Source organism: uncultured Pseudacidovorax sp. (assembly GCF_913773995.1).
In the GTDB taxonomy this organism is placed as follows: domain Bacteria; phylum Pseudomonadota; class Gammaproteobacteria; order Burkholderiales; family Burkholderiaceae_C; genus Xenophilus.
The window spans coordinates 14,131-30,039 of the sequence record NZ_CAJYES010000079.1 but is presented as its reverse complement, the minus strand read 5'-3'; the positions used below and the strand labels follow the sequence as shown (position 1 = coordinate 30,039).

General features: G+C 68.8%; 13 protein-coding genes. 8 read left to right on the top strand and 5 right to left on the bottom strand.

Annotated features, from left to right (window positions below; genetic code table 11):
- Positions 1-218 precede the first annotated feature (218 nt).
- Positions 219-1,199: an IS110 family transposase gene (locus QZ772_RS07110; protein ID WP_295524319.1), complete on the top strand. Its 981-nt coding sequence runs from the start codon at positions 219-221 to the stop codon at positions 1,197-1,199.
- A 155-nt stretch (positions 1,200-1,354) separates the two neighbouring features.
- Here the strand turns inward: QZ772_RS07110 and QZ772_RS07105 are convergent, their stop codons facing one another.
- Positions 1,355-2,974, bottom strand: coding sequence for a M48 family metalloprotease (locus QZ772_RS07105; protein WP_295524318.1), 1,620 nt, complete (start codon positions 2,972-2,974; stop codon positions 1,355-1,357).
- A gap of 64 nt (positions 2,975-3,038) precedes the next feature.
- Between QZ772_RS07105 and moaC the strand changes: the two genes are divergently transcribed.
- The gene (gene moaC / locus QZ772_RS07100; protein WP_295524316.1) at positions 3,039-3,527 is read left to right on the top strand and encodes a cyclic pyranopterin monophosphate synthase MoaC; all 489 of its coding nucleotides are present in this window, start codon (positions 3,039-3,041) and stop codon (positions 3,525-3,527) included.
- 78 nt (positions 3,528-3,605) lie between these two features.
- On the opposite strand, the gene QZ772_RS07095 is transcribed toward moaC, so the two are convergent.
- Positions 3,606-4,514 carry a LysR family transcriptional regulator gene (locus tag QZ772_RS07095; protein WP_295524315.1) on the bottom strand — a complete coding sequence of 303 codons (909 nt, stop codon included), beginning with the start codon at positions 4,512-4,514 and terminating at the stop codon, positions 3,606-3,608.
- 104 nt (positions 4,515-4,618) lie between these two features.
- Between QZ772_RS07095 and QZ772_RS07090 the strand changes: the two genes are divergently transcribed.
- The 5 genes from QZ772_RS07090 (at position 4,619) to QZ772_RS07070 (ending at position 11,284) form a co-directional block, all read left to right on the top strand.
- A complete protein-coding gene (locus tag QZ772_RS07090) occupies positions 4,619-5,059 on the top strand; it encodes a PACE efflux transporter (RefSeq protein WP_295524313.1) in 441 nt (146 codons plus the stop codon).
- 245 nt (positions 5,060-5,304) lie between these two features.
- Complete coding sequence (gene metH, locus QZ772_RS07085; RefSeq protein ID WP_295524312.1) at positions 5,305-8,037, top strand: methionine synthase; 2,733 nt, start codon at positions 5,305-5,307, stop codon at positions 8,035-8,037.
- 49 nt (positions 8,038-8,086) lie between these two features.
- Positions 8,087-9,856 (top strand): hypothetical protein, encoded by a 1,770-nt coding sequence (locus tag QZ772_RS07080; RefSeq protein ID WP_295524311.1) that lies wholly within the window; start codon positions 8,087-8,089, stop codon positions 9,854-9,856.
- A 50-nt stretch (positions 9,857-9,906) separates the two neighbouring features.
- On the top strand, positions 9,907-10,854 hold the full coding sequence (locus QZ772_RS07075; protein ID WP_295524310.1) for a glycosyltransferase family 2 protein: 948 nt from the start codon (positions 9,907-9,909) through the stop codon (positions 10,852-10,854).
- A gap of 31 nt (positions 10,855-10,885) precedes the next feature.
- Positions 10,886-11,284 carry a GtrA family protein gene (locus QZ772_RS07070; protein WP_295524308.1) on the top strand — a complete coding sequence of 133 codons (399 nt, stop codon included), beginning with the start codon at positions 10,886-10,888 and terminating at the stop codon, positions 11,282-11,284.
- An 18-nt stretch (positions 11,285-11,302) separates the two neighbouring features.
- Here the strand turns inward: QZ772_RS07070 and QZ772_RS07065 are convergent, their stop codons facing one another.
- The 3 genes from QZ772_RS07065 to QZ772_RS07055 are packed head-to-tail and all read right to left on the bottom strand — an operon-like array spanning position 11,303 to position 13,985.
- Positions 11,303-12,502 (bottom strand): amidohydrolase family protein, encoded by a 1,200-nt coding sequence (locus QZ772_RS07065; protein ID WP_295524306.1) that lies wholly within the window; start codon positions 12,500-12,502, stop codon positions 11,303-11,305.
- A complete protein-coding gene (locus QZ772_RS07060; protein ID WP_295524304.1) occupies positions 12,448-13,206 on the bottom strand; it encodes a TetR family transcriptional regulator in 759 nt (252 codons plus the stop codon). The genes QZ772_RS07065 and QZ772_RS07060 overlap by 55 nt, the downstream gene beginning before the upstream one ends.
- A gap of 5 nt (positions 13,207-13,211) precedes the next feature.
- The gene (locus QZ772_RS07055; RefSeq protein ID WP_017758775.1) at positions 13,212-13,985 is read right to left on the bottom strand and encodes a ferredoxin--NADP reductase; all 774 of its coding nucleotides are present in this window, start codon (positions 13,983-13,985) and stop codon (positions 13,212-13,214) included.
- A 289-nt stretch (positions 13,986-14,274) separates the two neighbouring features.
- On the opposite strand from QZ772_RS07055, the gene QZ772_RS07050 reads away from it, so the two are divergent.
- Positions 14,275-15,903 carry a 6-hydroxynicotinate reductase gene (locus tag QZ772_RS07050; RefSeq protein WP_295524302.1) on the top strand — a complete coding sequence of 543 codons (1,629 nt, stop codon included), beginning with the start codon at positions 14,275-14,277 and terminating at the stop codon, positions 15,901-15,903.
- Positions 15,904-15,909 lie beyond the last annotated feature (6 nt).

Sequence of the window (15,909 nt, the reverse complement as noted above, 5' to 3'; positions counted from 1 at the left end):
GCGGCTGCCCCCTTGTATCTTCCATCCAAGATGTCGAAGACCAAAGGTTTGGGAAGTTGTCCACAGCCCGTTGCCCCCTTGGGAATGAATCCCGGCAGAGAGCTTTTGGCGTGGACAGCCGACCTTCTGTGCCGCAACCCGAACAGTTGCTGGAGGGCTGGGTTGACGCATCTTTCGAAGCAGCGCCAACACAGACCCCGTATTTGCAAGGCTGGGAAATGACAGAAGCACTCGAACCCGTGTTCATCGGCATCGACGTGGCCAAGGCCACGCTGGAGGTGGCGCTCAGCAGCGAGCCCAAGAGCTCGAGCTGGGCGAACGACGAGGCGGGGCTTGCCGCCCTGCTGGCCTATGTAGAAGGTGTGCGCGAGCGCGTGGCGGCCGTGCTGCTGGAGGCCACCGGCGGGCTGGAGCAGCCGGCTGCGGCCGCGCTGTGCGCGCAGGGCTATGCCGTCATGGTGGTGAACCCGCGCCAGGCGCACGACTTCGCCAAGGCGCTGGGCCATCTGGCCAAGACCGACCGCATCGACGCGCGCTCCCTGGCGCTGTTCGCCCGCACGCTGCATGGCAGCGACAAGCGAGACAAGCTGCTGCTCAAGCCGACCGAGCCTGAGCAGCAGGAGTTGCTCGCGATCGTGACGCGGCGCAGCCAGCTGGTAGGCATGCACGTGGCCGAGACCAATCGCCTGGCCAGCATGCATGTCTCGCAGCGCAAGAGCATCCGCGCGGTGCTCAAGGCGCTGGAGCAGCAGATCACGCAGTTGGACAAGGACGCGGGGCGCATGCTCAAGGAGCACTTCCAGGACAAGCTGGAGCTGCTCAAGGGGCTCAAGGGCGTGGGACCTGGTACGCAGGCGGTGCTGATGGGCGCGCTGCCAGAGCTTGGGCGCCTGACGCGCCGGGAGATCGGCAAGCTGGTAGGCGTGGCGCCGCTGAACCGCGACAGCGGCAGCTTCAAGGGCCGGCGCACGACGTGGGGCGGACGGGCCAACGTGCGCTCGGCGCTGTACATGGCCAGCCTGAGCGCAGTGCGCCACGAGCCGACGATCCGGGCGTTCTACGAGCGCCTGGTGGCCGCAGGCAAGCCCAAGAAGGTGGCGCTGGTGGCGTGCATGCACAAGCTGCTGACCATCATGAATGCGGTCATCAAGTCGGGCGTGCCCTGGCAATCTAGTTATCCACAACATGCCAATGCCTGAACTAAGCATTGACTTCGAACACAGTTGCTCCCTGGCGCCTTCGGCTTGGAGGGGGGCGCACCCCCCGGCCCGGCAAAGCCGGTTCCTCGGGTGCCCTGGCATGGCCTGCTCCGCGGCCACTCGATCCTTGTTGCTGCGGCGCTGACGCGGCCAGCCTACATCGGCTTCTCTTCCATCTGCTCGCGGGCGAGGCGTTCGATCTCGCGTGCGCGCACGTCCACGATCGAGGCCTCGATGTGGTCGATGCGGCCGCCCTTGGCGGTGGTCTCGCGCACGTAGTCCTGCGCGGCACGGAAGCGGTCGCGCGCGGCCACATAGTCCAACTGGGCCACCTGGGATTCCGCTTCGGCGCGGATGGCGCGCAGGGTGTCGCCTTCCACGTCGTACAGCCCGCCGAGCAGGCGCCATACGGTGGCGTCGCGCGGATGCGTGGCCACCCAGTCGCGTAGCACCGGCGCGGCTTCTGCGGCATGGCTCCGGGTCAGCAGGGCGGCCTGGCCGGCCATCAGCATCTCGCCGCGGCTCTTGGCTCGTACGTCGAGCAGCGCAACGGCCGCAACCGCATTGCCGGCGCCCATCTCGATCTCGGCCGCCAGCAGTCGCGCGAGCCGGGCGGGCTCGCCGCTCGTGCCGACCTGCGCGCGCAGCTTCTGCGCCAGACCGCGGGCCGCGGGCAGGTCGCGCAGTTCCCTGGCGGCCAGGGCGCCGGCATACAGCGTGCCGGCCGTTGCGGCACTCGCTGGCGCGGTGCTTCCCTGCGCGGCCTGAACCCACTGGCGCAGCAGGTCCACGCCCGGCCGGCTCAGCACGCGGGCGCGCGCCGCCATCATGGCGTGCTCGGGTGTCAGTGCGATGGTCGGCGCGGGCGCGCCTTCGCGGAACTGGAAGCGCGCCTGCATCTCGGTGATGCGCTCGCTGGTCAGCGGGTGGCTGCGCAGGTAGGGGTAGCTGCCGTTGTCGTTCAGCCGCGAGGCGTACTGCAGCTTCTCGAACATGGCGGCGGCGCCCTGCGGCGCAAAGCCGGCCTGGCTCATCACGCCGAAGCCGATGCGATCGGCCTCGCGCTCCATGTCGCGCGAGAAGTCCAGCTGCTTCTGCATGGCCATGGCCTGGCCGCCCACCATCATGGCCGAGCCCAGGTCGCCACCGCTGCGGCCACTCTTGCTCATGGCCAGGCCACCCAGCAGCATGGCCGCCAGCATCAGCGGCATCTGCCGGCTCTGCTGCGTGAGCATGCGCGAGATGTGCCGCTGCGTGACGTGGGTGAGTTCGTGCGCCAGCACCGAGGCCAGCTCATCGCGGCTGCCCACCACGGCGATGAGCCCGGTGTTCACGCCGAGGTAGCCGCCGGGCAGCGCGAAGGCATTGATGCTGCGGTCGCGGCCGATCATCAGCACCCAGGCGAAGCGTTCGTCCAGCTCGGGCGTGAGCTCGCCGCGCTGGCGGGCCGCGGCCAGCAGCGGCTGCCAGATGCCCTGGACGTAGTCGGCGAGCACCGGGTCGTCGACGAAGTCCGGGTCGCGGTACAGCTCGCGGGCGATGCGGTCGCCGAGTTCCCGCTCGGTGCCGACGCTCATCTCGGCACCGTCGCCCAGGCCTGGCAGCGGGCGCGCGGGCGTGGCGGTCTGGGCCTGGACGGGCAGGGCGGTGAGTTGGCCGGCTGCCAGCAAGGCCGCCAGGGCGACCTGCAGCCGGCGGCGCAGCGGCGGGCGGGCGCGGCGCGGGTCGGCCGGAGGCAGCGCGGGCACGCGGCGCAAAGCAGAGTGAGAGGACATCGGATGCGGCATCGGTGGCTTTTTCCGGCCCGTATGATGCGCCTCCCGCCGGATCGTTCAGCCCATGTCCTCACCCCTCACCCACTTCGACGCCCAGGGCCAGGCCCACATGGTGGATGTGGCGGCCAAGCCTGCCACGCACCGCATCGCGATTGCCGAGGGCCGCATCCGCATGCAGGCGGCGACGCTCGCGCTGGTGGAATCGGGCACCGCCAGGAAGGGCGATGTGCTGGGCGTGGCCCGCATCGCCGGCATCCAGGCGGCCAAGAAGACCAGCGACCTGATCCCGCTGTGCCACCCGCTGGCGATCACCCGCGTGGCGGTGGAGTTCGCCACCGAGCCGGGCGACGTGCCCGCCGTGCGTTGCCGGGCGACGGTCGAGACGGTCGGCCCGACGGGCGTCGAGATGGAGGCGCTCACCGCCGTTCAGGTGGCGCTGCTGACCGTCTACGACATGTGCAAGGCCGCTGATCGGGGCATGGTGATCGACGGCGTGCAGGTGCTGGAGAAGCACGGCGGGAAGTCCGGTTCCCACATCAATCCGCCCCGCTGAGCCCGAGCAAGGCGCGTTTCCGCGCTCGACGCCCGACCGGCCTGACCTCACGTCCCGAAGCGTTGGCGAAGGACGCCTTCAACGTCCGCCGCTCTCCTCCTCGTCCGGCCGCTTGCGCCGCAGCGCCTCGATCACCTGCCGCGCGCCCAGCCCCAGCGGGCGCTCCTTGGACCAGACCACGTCGACCCACAGGTCCAGCCGGTTGCTGAGGTTCTCGAAGGGGATCTCCACCAGCGCGCCCGCCGCGACGTGCGCTTGCACGAAGGGCCGAGGCAACCAGCCCCAGCCCAGGCCGGCCGTCAGCAGACTCAGCGCCGCCAGCGCGTTATCGGTGCGCCAGGTGTGGCGCGCGAACACGGTGCGCGGGTCGCGCAGGGCCGGATCGCGGCCGGCGACCACGATCTGGCGGGTGTCGATCAGGTGCTGCTCGCGCAGCCGGCCGCCGGCAGCGATCAGGACCGGGTGATCCGGCGCCATGACCGCGACCAATGTCTCGGTCGCCACTTCCTGGAAACCCTCGCGGCCGTCGAGGCTGGGGCGTTCGAACACCAGCGCCAGTTGCGCGCGGCCGCTGTGCAGCAGGGCGAGCGCGTCGGCCTGGGGCGCGGCGAGCACCTCCACCTCCAGCGAGGGATGCGACTGGGCCAGCGCTGCGAGCGGCTGGCTCCAGGGGCCGCTGAGCAGTTCGGGCGCGATGGCGAGCGTGAGCCGCTCCTCCAGCCCCTGCGTGAGGGCCAACGCCTGCACCTCCAGCGCCTTGAGCTGGGCGGCCAGCAGCCGCGCCTGCGGTTCCAGCGAGCGGGCTGCGGCGGTGGGGCGCGGCTCGCGCCCGCTGCGGTCGAAGAGCTGCAGGTCCAGCTCGGCCTCGAGCTGGGCGATGCCCATGCTCACCGCCGAGGGCACCCGCCGCAAAGCGCGGGCGGCTGCCGAGAAGGACCCGTGGTCGAGGACCGCAAGAAAGAGGGCAATGTCGTCGCTGCTGAGCATGGCGATCTTTCAGTGAATCTGAAAGAAGCTGACTTTATGTGTCAGTACGACAGAAATACAGTGACATCGTCATCCAAGGTATCCCCAACAGAAAGAAGAAAGCCATGCAGGGCATCAAGCGCCGCGTCGTCTACATCACCCTCTACGAAGGCATCGCCATCGTGGTGGCCAGCCTGGGGCTGGCCTGGATGTCGGGGCAGGGCGTGGGCCATTCGGGCGTGGTGGCCGTGATGGCCTCGGCCATCGCCATCGCCTGGAACCTGCTGTTCAACAGCCTGTTCGAGCGCTGGGAGGCGCGCCAGGCCAAGCGCGGCCGCAGCCTGGGCCGCCGGGTGGCGCATGCCATCGGCTTCGAGGGCGGGCTGGTGATGCTGCTGGTCCCCACCATCGCCTGGTGGCTGGAGATCAGCCTGTGGGAAGCGCTGGTGATGGACCTGGCGCTGGTGGTGTTCTTCCTGGTCTACACCTTCGTCTTCAACTGGGTGTTCGACGCGGTGTTCGGGCTGCCGGCCTCGGCGGCGGCACGTCCGGTCAGCGCCACCTGAGGGCCGCGGCGCAGTGCTGACGGAGGGCCGGAGCGCGCGCCGGTATTTCGGGGTTATCCCGGGTCGAGCCCTATAAAATCCGCGCTCCCCGCGCAAGGAGCGTTGCAACGGCGGGCCCCGGCACACCGCCCCTGGTGGCGCCCGAGCGGCCCGGCCCGTGAGGCTTGGCGGGGCCGGCCGCCGTTTGCCAGGCGCCGGCTGCAACGACGCTCACCTGCTGATCCCCGCCACCAGGTGTGCCGTCCATGAGTTCTTCCGCCCCTTCCGTTCCCCCAATGCTGCTGTCCGGCCTGGAGCCGGTCGTCATCGACGCAGGCACGCTGTTCGTCAACATCGGCGAGCGCACCAACGTCACCGGCTCCAAGGCCTTTGCCCGCATGATCCTGAACGGCCAGTTCGAGGAAGCGCTGGCCGTGGCCCGCCAGCAGGTGGAGAACGGTGCGCAGGTGATCGACGTCAACATGGACGAGGCCATGCTGGACAGCAAGGCCGCCATGGTGCGCTTCCTGAACCTGATCGCCAGCGAGCCCGACATTGCGCGGGTGCCGATCATGGTGGACAGCTCCAAGTGGGAGGTGATCGAGGCCGGTCTGCGCTGCATCCAGGGCAAGGGCATCGTCAACTCCATCTCCATGAAGGAAGGGGTGGACAAGTTCAAGCACGAGGCGCGGCTGATCCGCCGCTACGGCGCCGCCGCCGTGGTCATGGCCTTCGACGAGCAGGGCCAGGCCGACACCTATGCCCGCAAGATCGAGATCTGCGAGCGGGCCTACCGCGTGCTGGTGGACGAGGTGGGCTTTCCGCCCGAGGACATCATCTTCGACCCCAACATCTTCGCGGTGGCCACGGGCATCGAGGAGCACAACAACTACGCCGTCGATTTCATCGAGGCCACGCGCTGGATCAAGGCCCACCTGCCGGGCGCCAAGGTGTCGGGCGGCGTGTCGAACGTGAGCTTCAGCTTCCGCGGCAACGACCCGGTGCGTGAGGCGATCCACACCGTCTTCCTGTACCACGCCATCCAGGCGGGCATGGACATGGGCATCGTCAACGCCGGCATGGTGGGCGTGTACGACGACCTGGAGCCGCAGTTGCGCGAGCGCGTGGAAGACGTGGTGCTCAACCGCCGCCCCGACGCCGGCGAACGGCTGGTGGAGATCGCCGAGAGCGCCAAGGGCGCCGCCAAGGACGACAGCAAGAAGCTCGAATGGCGCGGCGGCAATGTCAACGAGCGCCTGGCCCATGCGCTGGTGCACGGCATCACCGACTTCATCGTCGAGGATACCGAAGAGGCCTACCAGGCCATCGTGGCCCAGCCCGGCGGCCGGCCGCTGCACGTCATCGAAGGGCCACTGATGGATGGCATGAACATCGTGGGCGACCTGTTCGGCGCCGGCAAGATGTTCCTGCCGCAGGTGGTGAAAAGCGCCCGCGTGATGAAGCAGGCCGTGGCCCACCTCATTCCCTACATCGAGGAAGAGAAGAAGCGCGACGAGGCCGCGGGCCGCGACGTGCGCTCCAAGGGCAAGATCGTCATCGCCACGGTCAAGGGCGACGTGCACGACATCGGCAAGAACATCGTCACCGTCGTGCTCCAGTGCAACAACTTCGAGGTGGTGAACATGGGCGTGATGGTCCCGTGCCACGAGATCCTGGCGCGCGCCAAGGTCGAGGGCGCGGACATCGTGGGCCTGTCGGGCCTGATCACGCCCAGCCTCGAAGAGATGCAATACGTGGCCGGCGAGATGCAGAAGGACGAGCACTTCCGCGTCAGGAAGATCCCGCTGCTGATCGGCGGTGCCACCACCAGCCGGGTGCACACGGCCGTCAAGATCGCGCCGCACTACGAGGGCCCGGTGGTCTATGTGCCCGATGCCTCGCGCAGCGTGAGCGTGGCGCAAAGCCTGCTGTCGGAGCAGGCGGCGAACTACATCGCCGAGCTCAACGCCGACTACGACAAGGTGCGCCAGCAGCATGCCAACAAGAAGCAGGTGCCGCTGTGGCCCCTGGCCAAGGCCCGCGCCAACAAGACGCCCATCGACTGGACCGGCTACCAGCCGCCCAAGCCGAAGTTCATCGGCCGGCGCGTGTTCCGCAACTACGACCTGGCGGACCTGGCGAAGTACATCGACTGGGGCCCCTTCTTCCAGACCTGGGACCTGGCCGGGCCCTTCCCGCAGATCCTGAAGGACGAGATCGTGGGCACCGAGGCCCAGCGCGTCTTCAGCGAAGGCAAGCGCATGCTGCAGCGGCTGATCGAAGGGCGTTGGCTCACGGCCAATGCGGTGGTGGGCTTCTGGCCCGCGAACACCGAGCGCGACGACGACATCGTGCTGTACGCCGACGAGTCGCGCCAGACGCCGCTGCTCACCTGGTACGGCCTGCGCCAGCAGACCGAGAAGCAGGCGGTGGACGGCGCGATGCGCCCCAGCCGCTGCCTGGCCGACTTCGTCGCGCCGCGCGAATCGGGCGTGGCCGACTATGTGGGCGCCTTCGCCGTCACCGCGGGCATCGGCGCCGAGAAGCGCGAGAAGTACTTCCTCGACGACCTGGACGACTACTCGGCCATCATGTTCAAGGCCCTGGCCGACCGCCTGGCCGAGGCCTTCGCCGAGGCGCTGCACCACCGCGTTCGCCTGGACCTGTGGGGCTATGCCGCCGACGAGCAGCTGAGCAACGACGAGATGATCAAGGAGCAATACCGCGGCATCCGCCCGGCGCCCGGCTATCCGGCCTGCCCCGACCACAGCGTCAAGGGCCCGATGTTCGAGCTGCTTCAGTGCGCCGAGATCGGCATGGGCCTGACCGACTCGCTGGCGATGACGCCGGCGGCCAGCGTCTCGGGCTTCTACCTGAGCCATCCCGACAGCAGCTACTTCAACGTCGGCAAGATCGGGCATGACCAGCTGCAGGACCAGGCAGCACGTCGCCGGCTCGCGGAATCCGAGCTAGAGCGGCTCTTGGCACCGAACCTCTGAACCGGAGACCGCCATTCTTCTCCTGCTGCAGAAGCTGAGCTTCACGGCCGTGCACCTGGCCGGCCTGGCCGTGGTGCTGCTGGCGCTCTGGGGCGCGGGCGACGCGCTGATGCGGCGGCTGTGGGCCGGCGCGCCCGACACGCCGGGCCGTGACGACCCATGGCTGCGCATGGCGTTTTCCGCCACGACCGGTCTCGGCCTGGCCATCGTGGCACTGCAGGTCCTGGGCATTGCCGGCCTGCTTCGGCCACCCGGCACGCTGGCGCTGCTGGCCCTAGGACTGGCGCTGGCCTTGTGGCGCCTGCCCGCGCAGTGGCGATTGCTGCGGGCGCTCCCGCCGGGGCCGCCGCTCGGCCGCGCCGAGCGCGTGGCGACGTTCGTCGCCATCGGCGCCTTCTTCATCAGCCTCTTCGAGCCGATGGCGCCGCCGCATGCCTTCGACGAGATGATGTACCACCTGCCCTATGCGCGGCAGGTGGCCGAGAGCGGCGCGCTGGGCATCCACGACTGGCTGCGCTACCCCTGGTTCCCGTACAACTACGACCTGCTCTATGCGGCGGCCTTGCCGCTGGCGGGCGACGTGTTCCCGCATCTGCTGCATGCCTTGGGCGGCTGGCTGGCGGCGGCGCTGGTCTGGCGCCTGGCCGTGACCCACACCGATCGTGTCTGCGCGGCCATCGCGCTGGCGGCCTGGCTGATGATGGGCGAGTTCTTCAACGCGCTCATCGACATGGGCGTGGCCCTGTTCGTCGTCGGGGCCTTCACCGTGCTGTGGTTGTGGTGGAGCACGCCGGTCACTGCGACGCAGCCGCGGCGGCCCGCATGCTGGCTGGCGCTGGCGGCCTTCTACCTGGGCGTGGCCGCGGGCAGCAAGTACCAGGCGCTCACCTTCCTGCCGCTGGTGGCCGTGTGCGTGGCCTGGCGCGAGCGCCGACCGGCGCCCTGGCTCCTGGCCCTGGGCTGCTTTCTGCTGCCCTGCATCTACTGGTTCGGCCGCAACTGGCTGCAGACGGGCGACCCGTTTAATCCCATCGGTGCCAAGGTGTTCGGCTTCACCAACTGGAACCCGGACGACTACAAGCGCCAGGTCGACGATGTGCGCGCGCATGCCGCGCTGCCCAACGTCATGCTGTGGCCCGCCCTGCTCGTGCCTTTCGCGGCAGTCTGGAAGACGCGGCCCGCGGTGCGCGCCGCGGCGCTCTTCGGCGCCTGGTCGCTGCTGGTGTGGCTGGCCACGTCGCGCTATCCGCGCTACATGGCGGCCTCGTTCCCGATCCTGGCCTGGCTGGGTGCGATCGGCTGGTGCCAGTTGTGGCGGTGGGCGGCCGCAGCCCTCCGGCGCCGCGGTGGCGAGCGCATCCATGGCCGGATGGCCGCGGGGTTGGGAGCGGCGCTGGTGGCGGTGCTGCTGGTGGCCGGCGGTGCGCGGCTGTGGAACCACCTGCGCCAGATCTCGCCCACGCCCGAGACACGCGAGGCGTATCTGGCCCGCAATGTGCCTGGTTATGCCGTGCTGAGCTGGTTGCGCGCCAACCCACAGCCGGGACGCCTCTACCAGGTGGGTCTGAGCGATGCCATCTACTTCGCGCCCAACCCGGTCTGGGGCGATGTGTTCGGCCACTACCGCTACTCTGACTTTCTCCTGCTCCCCGCGCCGGAGATGGCGCGCAAGCTGGCGCAGGAGGGCTTCGGTACCATCGTGATCCAGACGGCACTCGGGCCCTTTGTCGATGGCAAGCCGGGCTTCGAGCGCCACTTCCAGCTGCTGTTCGAAAAGGATGGCGTGAAGGCGTACCGCGTCCTGCCGGACGCGCCCTGACGGGCGCCTCAGGCTGCCGCCCTTCTCTCTGCCACGTCATCTCCCAGCCCATGCGTATCGCCGCGGTCATCCCCTGCTACAACGAAGCCCTGGCCATCGGGCAGGTGATCGGCGCTTTCCGCGCGCACCTGCCGCAGGCCGAGGTGCATGTCTTCGACAACGCCTCCACCGACGACACCGCGGTGGTAGCGCGTGCGCACGGTGCACGGGTGACCGCCGTGAGACTGCGGGGCAAGGGCAATGTGGTTCGACGCATGTTTGCCGACGTCGAGGCCGACATCTACATCATGGTCGACGGCGATGCCACGTATGACCTGGCCCGGCTGCCCGAGATGATCGACATGCTGGTCCAGGGCAATCTGGACATGGTCGTAGGAGCCCGGCAGGACGATCATCAGGATGCGCAGACCTACCGTCGTGGCCATCGCCTCGGAAACCGCATGCTGACGGGCGCCGTCGTGCAGTTGTTCGGCGGCGAGTTCAGCGACATGTTGTCGGGACTGCGCGTGTTCTCGCGGCGGTATGTGAAGTCCTTTCCCGCCCTGTCCCAGGGCTTCGAGATCGAGACCGAGCTGACGGTGCACGCGCTGGAGCTGCGCATGCCGTGGGGCGAGGTGCCGGTGCGCTATCTCTCGCGTCCCGAAGGCTCCGAAAGCAAGCTCTCCACCTACCGCGATGGCTGGCGCATCCTGGTCACGATCACCAAGCTGTTCGTGAGCGAGCGGCCGTTGCTGTTCTTCATGATCGTGGCCGGGGTGCTGGCCGCGGCCTCGATCGGCCTGGCTGTCCCGCTTCTGGTGACCTTCATCCAGACCGGCCTGGTGCCGCGTCTGCCTACCGCCGTACTGGCCACCGGCATGATGCTGGCGGCCATGCTGTCGGCCAGCTGCGGCGCGGTGTTGCGCACCGTGACGCTGGGGCGGCGCGAGGTCAAGCGCATCGCCTACCTGGCCATTCCCGGCGCGGCGCGGCTAGCCACAGCGGGGAACGTGCAGTGAGCGTCCGCCCGGACGCTCCTGCGAAAGTGCCGTGGTGATTTCCGGCCCGCTGCTGCGCCGTCTGTTGAGTTTCGGCATCGCCGGCGTCATCGGCTTCGGGGTCGATGCGGGGCTTCTGTACCTGCTGGCGCCGCATGTGGGCTGGTATGCCGGCCGCGTGTTGTCCTTCTGGGGCGCAGCCACGGCCACCTGGCTGATCAACCGGCGCTTCACCTTCGCCGATGGCGCGCGGCGGCTGCCGCTGTGGCACGAATACCTGCGCTACCTCGCCGCGATGCTGGGCGGCGCACTCGTCAACTATGCGGCCTACGTGGCCGTGCTGCATGCGCTGCAGGGCCCGGCGGCACCGCTGCTCGGCGTGGCCGCGGGCAGCATCGCCGGCATGGGCGTCAACTACCTGTCGGCGCGCTACCTGGTCTTCAAGCGCTGAGCCGGGCGGCGCGCCGGCTCAATGCCCGCCGGACACGACCACCGGCACATCCGTGGCCGGCGGCGTGTTGCGGCTGCGGCCACAGCGCACGATGCCGTCGATCATCACCATGCCCACGCCCGGCAGGTCCCCCAGCTGCACGCTTTCCAGCAGCGTGCGGCCGGCCGTGTGCTGGGCGCGGTCCATGAAGACGAAGTCGGCCGCGTAGCCCTTGTCGATCAGGCCGCAGTTGAGCTTGCGCATGCGCGCCGTGTTGCCGGTGGCGAAGCAGAACACCAGCTCGGCCGGGATGTTGGCCAGCGAGGACAGCATGGCGATCATGCGCAGGATGCCCAGCGGCTGCACGCCCGAGCCGGCCGGTCCGTCGGTGCCCAGGATCACGCGGTGCGGGCACTTGAGCTCCAGCGCGGCCTTGGCCGCCGCGATGGCCACGCGCTCGTTGCCGTTGTGCACGATCTCGATGCCGCGCGTGCTCTTCTCGCACAGCTCGCACACGTGCGCCTCGGGCAGCGAGGTGTGGCCGCCGTTGATGTGGCCGATGACGTCGGCGTCGGCCTCCAGTACGACGTCCTTGTCGATCAGGCCCGAGCCGGGAATCGACGGACCGCCCGTGTGGATGGTGCTCTGGATGCCGTACTTGCGGGCCCAGGCCACCATCTCCTTGGCCTCGTAGCCGGCCTTGACGCTGCCCAGGCCCACCTCGCCCAGCAGGCCGACGCCGGCCTCGGCCAGTTCCTTGAAGTCGCTCTCGACCATGCCCTTCTCGATGACCGGCGCGCCGGCCAGCACTTTCACGCCGCCGGGGCGGAAGGCGTCGAAGGCGCGCTGCGCGGTGATGGCCAGGGCCTTGAGGCCGACGATGTCCTTGGGTCGGCCGGGGTAGTGCACCTCGCCGGCCGAGATCATGGTGGTCACGCCGCCGTTCATGCTGGACTCGATCCAGTTGAGCTGGCTCTGGCGCGGCGTCCAGTCGCCGGCCACGGGGTGCACGTGGCTGTCGATCAGGCCCGGCGCGACGCAGGTCTGGCGCGCGTCGATGACGGTGGTGGCGCCTTCGACATCGCAGTCCTTGTAGCGGCCCACGGCGGCGATCAGGCCGTCCTGGACCACGATGGTGTCGGCCTGCAGGATGGGCTGGTCGATGTCGCCCGAGAGCAGCAGCCCTATGTTCTGGATGACGACCTTGCCCGACTTGCCGGCGGCGGCGACTTCTGCCATTTTTGGGTTTCCTCGTGGGGTGGGAGAGATTCCGTGCTGTCGTCCTGCCGCACGGCGCGCAGCACCGTCTCGGTGACGAAGGCCTCCCAGTGTTGGGCGGCCTCGGGGGCGTCGAGCTGCTCGCCCAGGAAGCTGGCGAGCGTGTAGCGGTTGGACATGTAGAAGTAGCCCGTCGCCGCGATCAACAGGTACACATCGCGCGCGGCCAGGTCGGGGCGGAACAGGCCTTGCGCCGCGCCGCTTTCCAGAATCGAGGCGATCACCGCCACCGCCCGCGACGAGTACTCGCGCGCCCGCACCGACTTGGCGATGTGCCGGCCCTTGTGCAGGTTCTCGGTGTTGAGCAGCGTGACGAAGTCGGGGTTGCGCCGGTAATAGCCCAGCACGAAGCGGATCACCTCGGTCAGCGCCTCGACTGGGCGGGCCATGTCCAGCGCCATGGCGGCCTCGGCCTCGTCCATGCGCTGGTAGATGCCCTCCAGCACGGCCACGAACAGGCCTTCCTTGCTGCCGAAGTAGTAGTAGATCATCCGGTCGTACGACTTGGCCGCCCGCGAGATCTTCTCCACGCTGCCGCCCTCGTAGCCGTATTTGGCGAACACCTTGGTGGCCGCACGCAGGATGGCCTCGCGCGAGGCCTGCGCCTGCGCCTCGCGCACGCCGGTCTTGCGCTGCGGCTTGGCGGGCGTCTTGCGCGTGGCCACCTGGATTACTTCTCTACGAAAGCGCGTTCCACCACGTAGTCGCCCGGGGTCGTCGTGTTGCCCTCGTGGAAGCCGCGCTGCTCCAGGATCAGCTTCATGTCGGCCAGCAGCATGGGGCTGCCGCACAGCATCACGCGGTCTTCCGCGGGGTTGAGCGGCGGCAGGCCCAGGTCGTCGGTGAGCTTGTTGCTGGTGATCAGGTCGGTGATGCGGCCCTGGTTGCGGAAGGGCTCGCGCGTCACGGTGGGGTAGTAGAGCAGCTGCTCGCTCACCATCTCGCCCAGGAACTCGTGGTGCGGCAGGTCCTGCGTGATGGTGTCGTGGTAGGCCAACTCGGCCACCTCGCGCACGCCGTGCACCAGGATGACCTTCTCGAACTTCTCGTAGGTCTCGGGGTCGCGGATCACGCTCAGGAAGGGTGCCACGCCGGTGCCGGTGCCGAACAGGTACAGGCGCTTGCCGGGCAGGGTGTAGTCGATCAGCAGCGTGCCCGTGGGCTTGCGGCCCACCACGATGGTGTCGCCGACCTTGATGTGCTGCAACCGCGAGGTGAGCGGGCCATCCGGCACCTTGATGCTCAGGAACTCGAGGTGCTCCTCGTAGTTCGCGCTCACGATGCTGTAGGCACGCAGCAGCGGCTTGCCGTCGACCTTGAGGCCGATCATCGTGAAGTGCCCGTTGGAAAAGCGCAGGGCAGGGTCGCGTGTGGTGGTGAAGCTGAACAGGCGGTCGGTCCAGTGGTGGACGGTCAGGACGCGTTCTTCGGCAAAGGCACTCATAAGCTAATAACCAAATGAAAGGGAAGCTGGCGGGTGGCACGAGGGCATGCGCGCGAGGCTTGCGGCGCCACTGGCTGGTGCTGCCCATTTTCGTTCACGACGCACCAGGAGGGGGCGGCGTGCACTCTGGAAAACACCCATGCAAGCATCGCGCCGGGCCGCTAGATTCGTTTCATGTAGCGATCACAACATGAATATGGAGCGGATGCTACACAAACGGTGCATCGCCGCCAAGCCGATTTCCGGCATGCTTGTTGCACACACAGGCCGCGTTGCACGAAAGCCCACGATGACAGAACACACCAAGACCGACGGCCTGCCCGGCATCGACGTGCCAGCCCTGCCCACCACGCCCGATGGCCTGGGCCGCGCGCCCGCCCGCAACGAGCGCATGAGCACGAGCAAGGTCGAATGCAATGCCTGTCCGGTGCTGTGCCAGATCTCCGAAGGCCGCACCGGCGCCTGCGACCGCTACGCCAACCGCGAGGGCGTGCTGGTGCGCACCGACCCGGTGGTGATGCTGCGGCGCGAGCTCGACTCGCCCGAGCCGGCCCTGGTGCCCTTCGCCCGGCCGGCGGCCGACACCGTCGAAGCCGCCGCGGCCGATGCACCGCAGGACGACTGGAACGGCGACCTGCTGCTGGCCGACCAGGTCTTCGTCACCGGCATCGGCAGTTCCACCACTTACCCCGACTACAAGCCCGCGCCCTTCATCGTGGCCTCCAAGGCGCAGGGCGTGGACATGGTCACCGTGGTCACCGAAGGCATCTTCAGCTACTGCAGCGTGAAGGTGAAGATCGACACCGACCGCTTCCTCGGCAGCGAGCAGGCCAACGTGCGCTACAAGGGCGAGGTGGTGGGCCATGTGACCACGGCCGAGTACGGCTCGCAGATGCTGTCGCTGGGCGGCGTGCACCACCTCACCGGTGGCAGCAAGAAGGAAGGCCGGATGACGCTGGAGATGATGCAGCGGCTGTGCAACAAGCAGGCGGCCGAATGCACCATCGACGGCGGCGCCAGCCTGGTCATCCAGGCCGGCCGCGCGCCCATCGTCAACGGTGTGGAAGAGCAGCGCATGCGCGTGGGCTGCGGCTCGGCCACGGTGGGCATCTTCGCCAAACAGTTGCTAGGCCTGGCCGACGAGGTGGTGGTGGTCGACGACCACATCACCGGCGTGCTCACCGAACACCAGGCTGGCCGCTGCCTGGCCATGCCGCCCTCGGGCATCCAGATGCGCGGGCGCAAGTCCACGCCGGGGCGCTACTTCCAGGTGGCCAATCCGGGCAGCGGCTGGGGCGGCACCGACATCGCCGACCCGCTGGCCATCATCGAAGGCTGGGAGCCCGGCGTGGCCAGGCCCGGCCTCAAGCTGCTGATGACCTCCACCACCGGCGAGCAGGCCGAGTGGTACGTGCTGGACGACGACCTGCGCCCCGTGCCGCAGCCCATGCCCGAGGCGGTGCGCAAGGTGGTCGAGCGCATCGGCGAGAACTGCGAGCCCTCGCTCACCACGGTGCTCTTCCTGGGCGGTGCGGGCGGCAGCCTGCGTGCGGGTGTGACCGAGAATCCGATCCTGCTGACGCGCGCCATCAAGCGCGCGCTGGTCAACGTCACCTGCGGCGGCGCGCCGGCCTACGTGTGGCCGGGCGGCGGCATCACCGTCATGGCCGACGTGATGCGCATGCCCGACAACAGCTTCGGCACCGTGCCCACGCCAGCCATCATTGCGCCCATCGAGTTCAGCATGAAGCTGCAGGACTACGCGGACCTGGGTGGCCACATGGAGCATGTGATGTCGCTGGAGCAGGCGCTGCGCCGCGGCGCCTGGCAGGACGACGGCGCGCCGCTCGCCCGCCGCTTCGTCGGGCAGGCCAGCGACAACCCCTGGCCCCTGGGCCACAAGCCCATGCTGGGCTGATCTCTC

Bases quoted from the DNA above. Each gene is read 5' to 3' on its own strand.
- QZ772_RS07110 (WP_295524319.1), top strand. From the start codon at position 219: ATGACAGAAGCACTCGAACCCGTGTTCATCGGCATCGACGTGGCCAAG.
- QZ772_RS07105 (WP_295524318.1), bottom strand. From the start codon at position 2,974: ATGTCCTCTCACTCTGCTTTGCGCCGCGTGCCCGCGCTGCCTCCGGCC.
- moaC (WP_295524316.1), top strand. From the start codon at position 3,039: ATGTCCTCACCCCTCACCCACTTCGACGCCCAGGGCCAGGCCCACATG.
- QZ772_RS07095 (WP_295524315.1), bottom strand. From the start codon at position 4,514: ATGCTCAGCAGCGACGACATTGCCCTCTTTCTTGCGGTCCTCGACCAC.
- QZ772_RS07090 (WP_295524313.1), top strand. From the start codon at position 4,619: ATGCAGGGCATCAAGCGCCGCGTCGTCTACATCACCCTCTACGAAGGC.
- metH (WP_295524312.1), top strand. From the start codon at position 5,305: ATGAGTTCTTCCGCCCCTTCCGTTCCCCCAATGCTGCTGTCCGGCCTG.
- QZ772_RS07075 (WP_295524310.1), top strand. From the start codon at position 9,907: ATGCGTATCGCCGCGGTCATCCCCTGCTACAACGAAGCCCTGGCCATC.
- QZ772_RS07065 (WP_295524306.1), bottom strand. From the start codon at position 12,502: ATGGCAGAAGTCGCCGCCGCCGGCAAGTCGGGCAAGGTCGTCATCCAG.
- QZ772_RS07055 (WP_017758775.1), bottom strand. From the start codon at position 13,985: ATGAGTGCCTTTGCCGAAGAACGCGTCCTGACCGTCCACCACTGGACC.
- QZ772_RS07050 (WP_295524302.1), top strand. From the start codon at position 14,275: ATGACAGAACACACCAAGACCGACGGCCTGCCCGGCATCGACGTGCCA.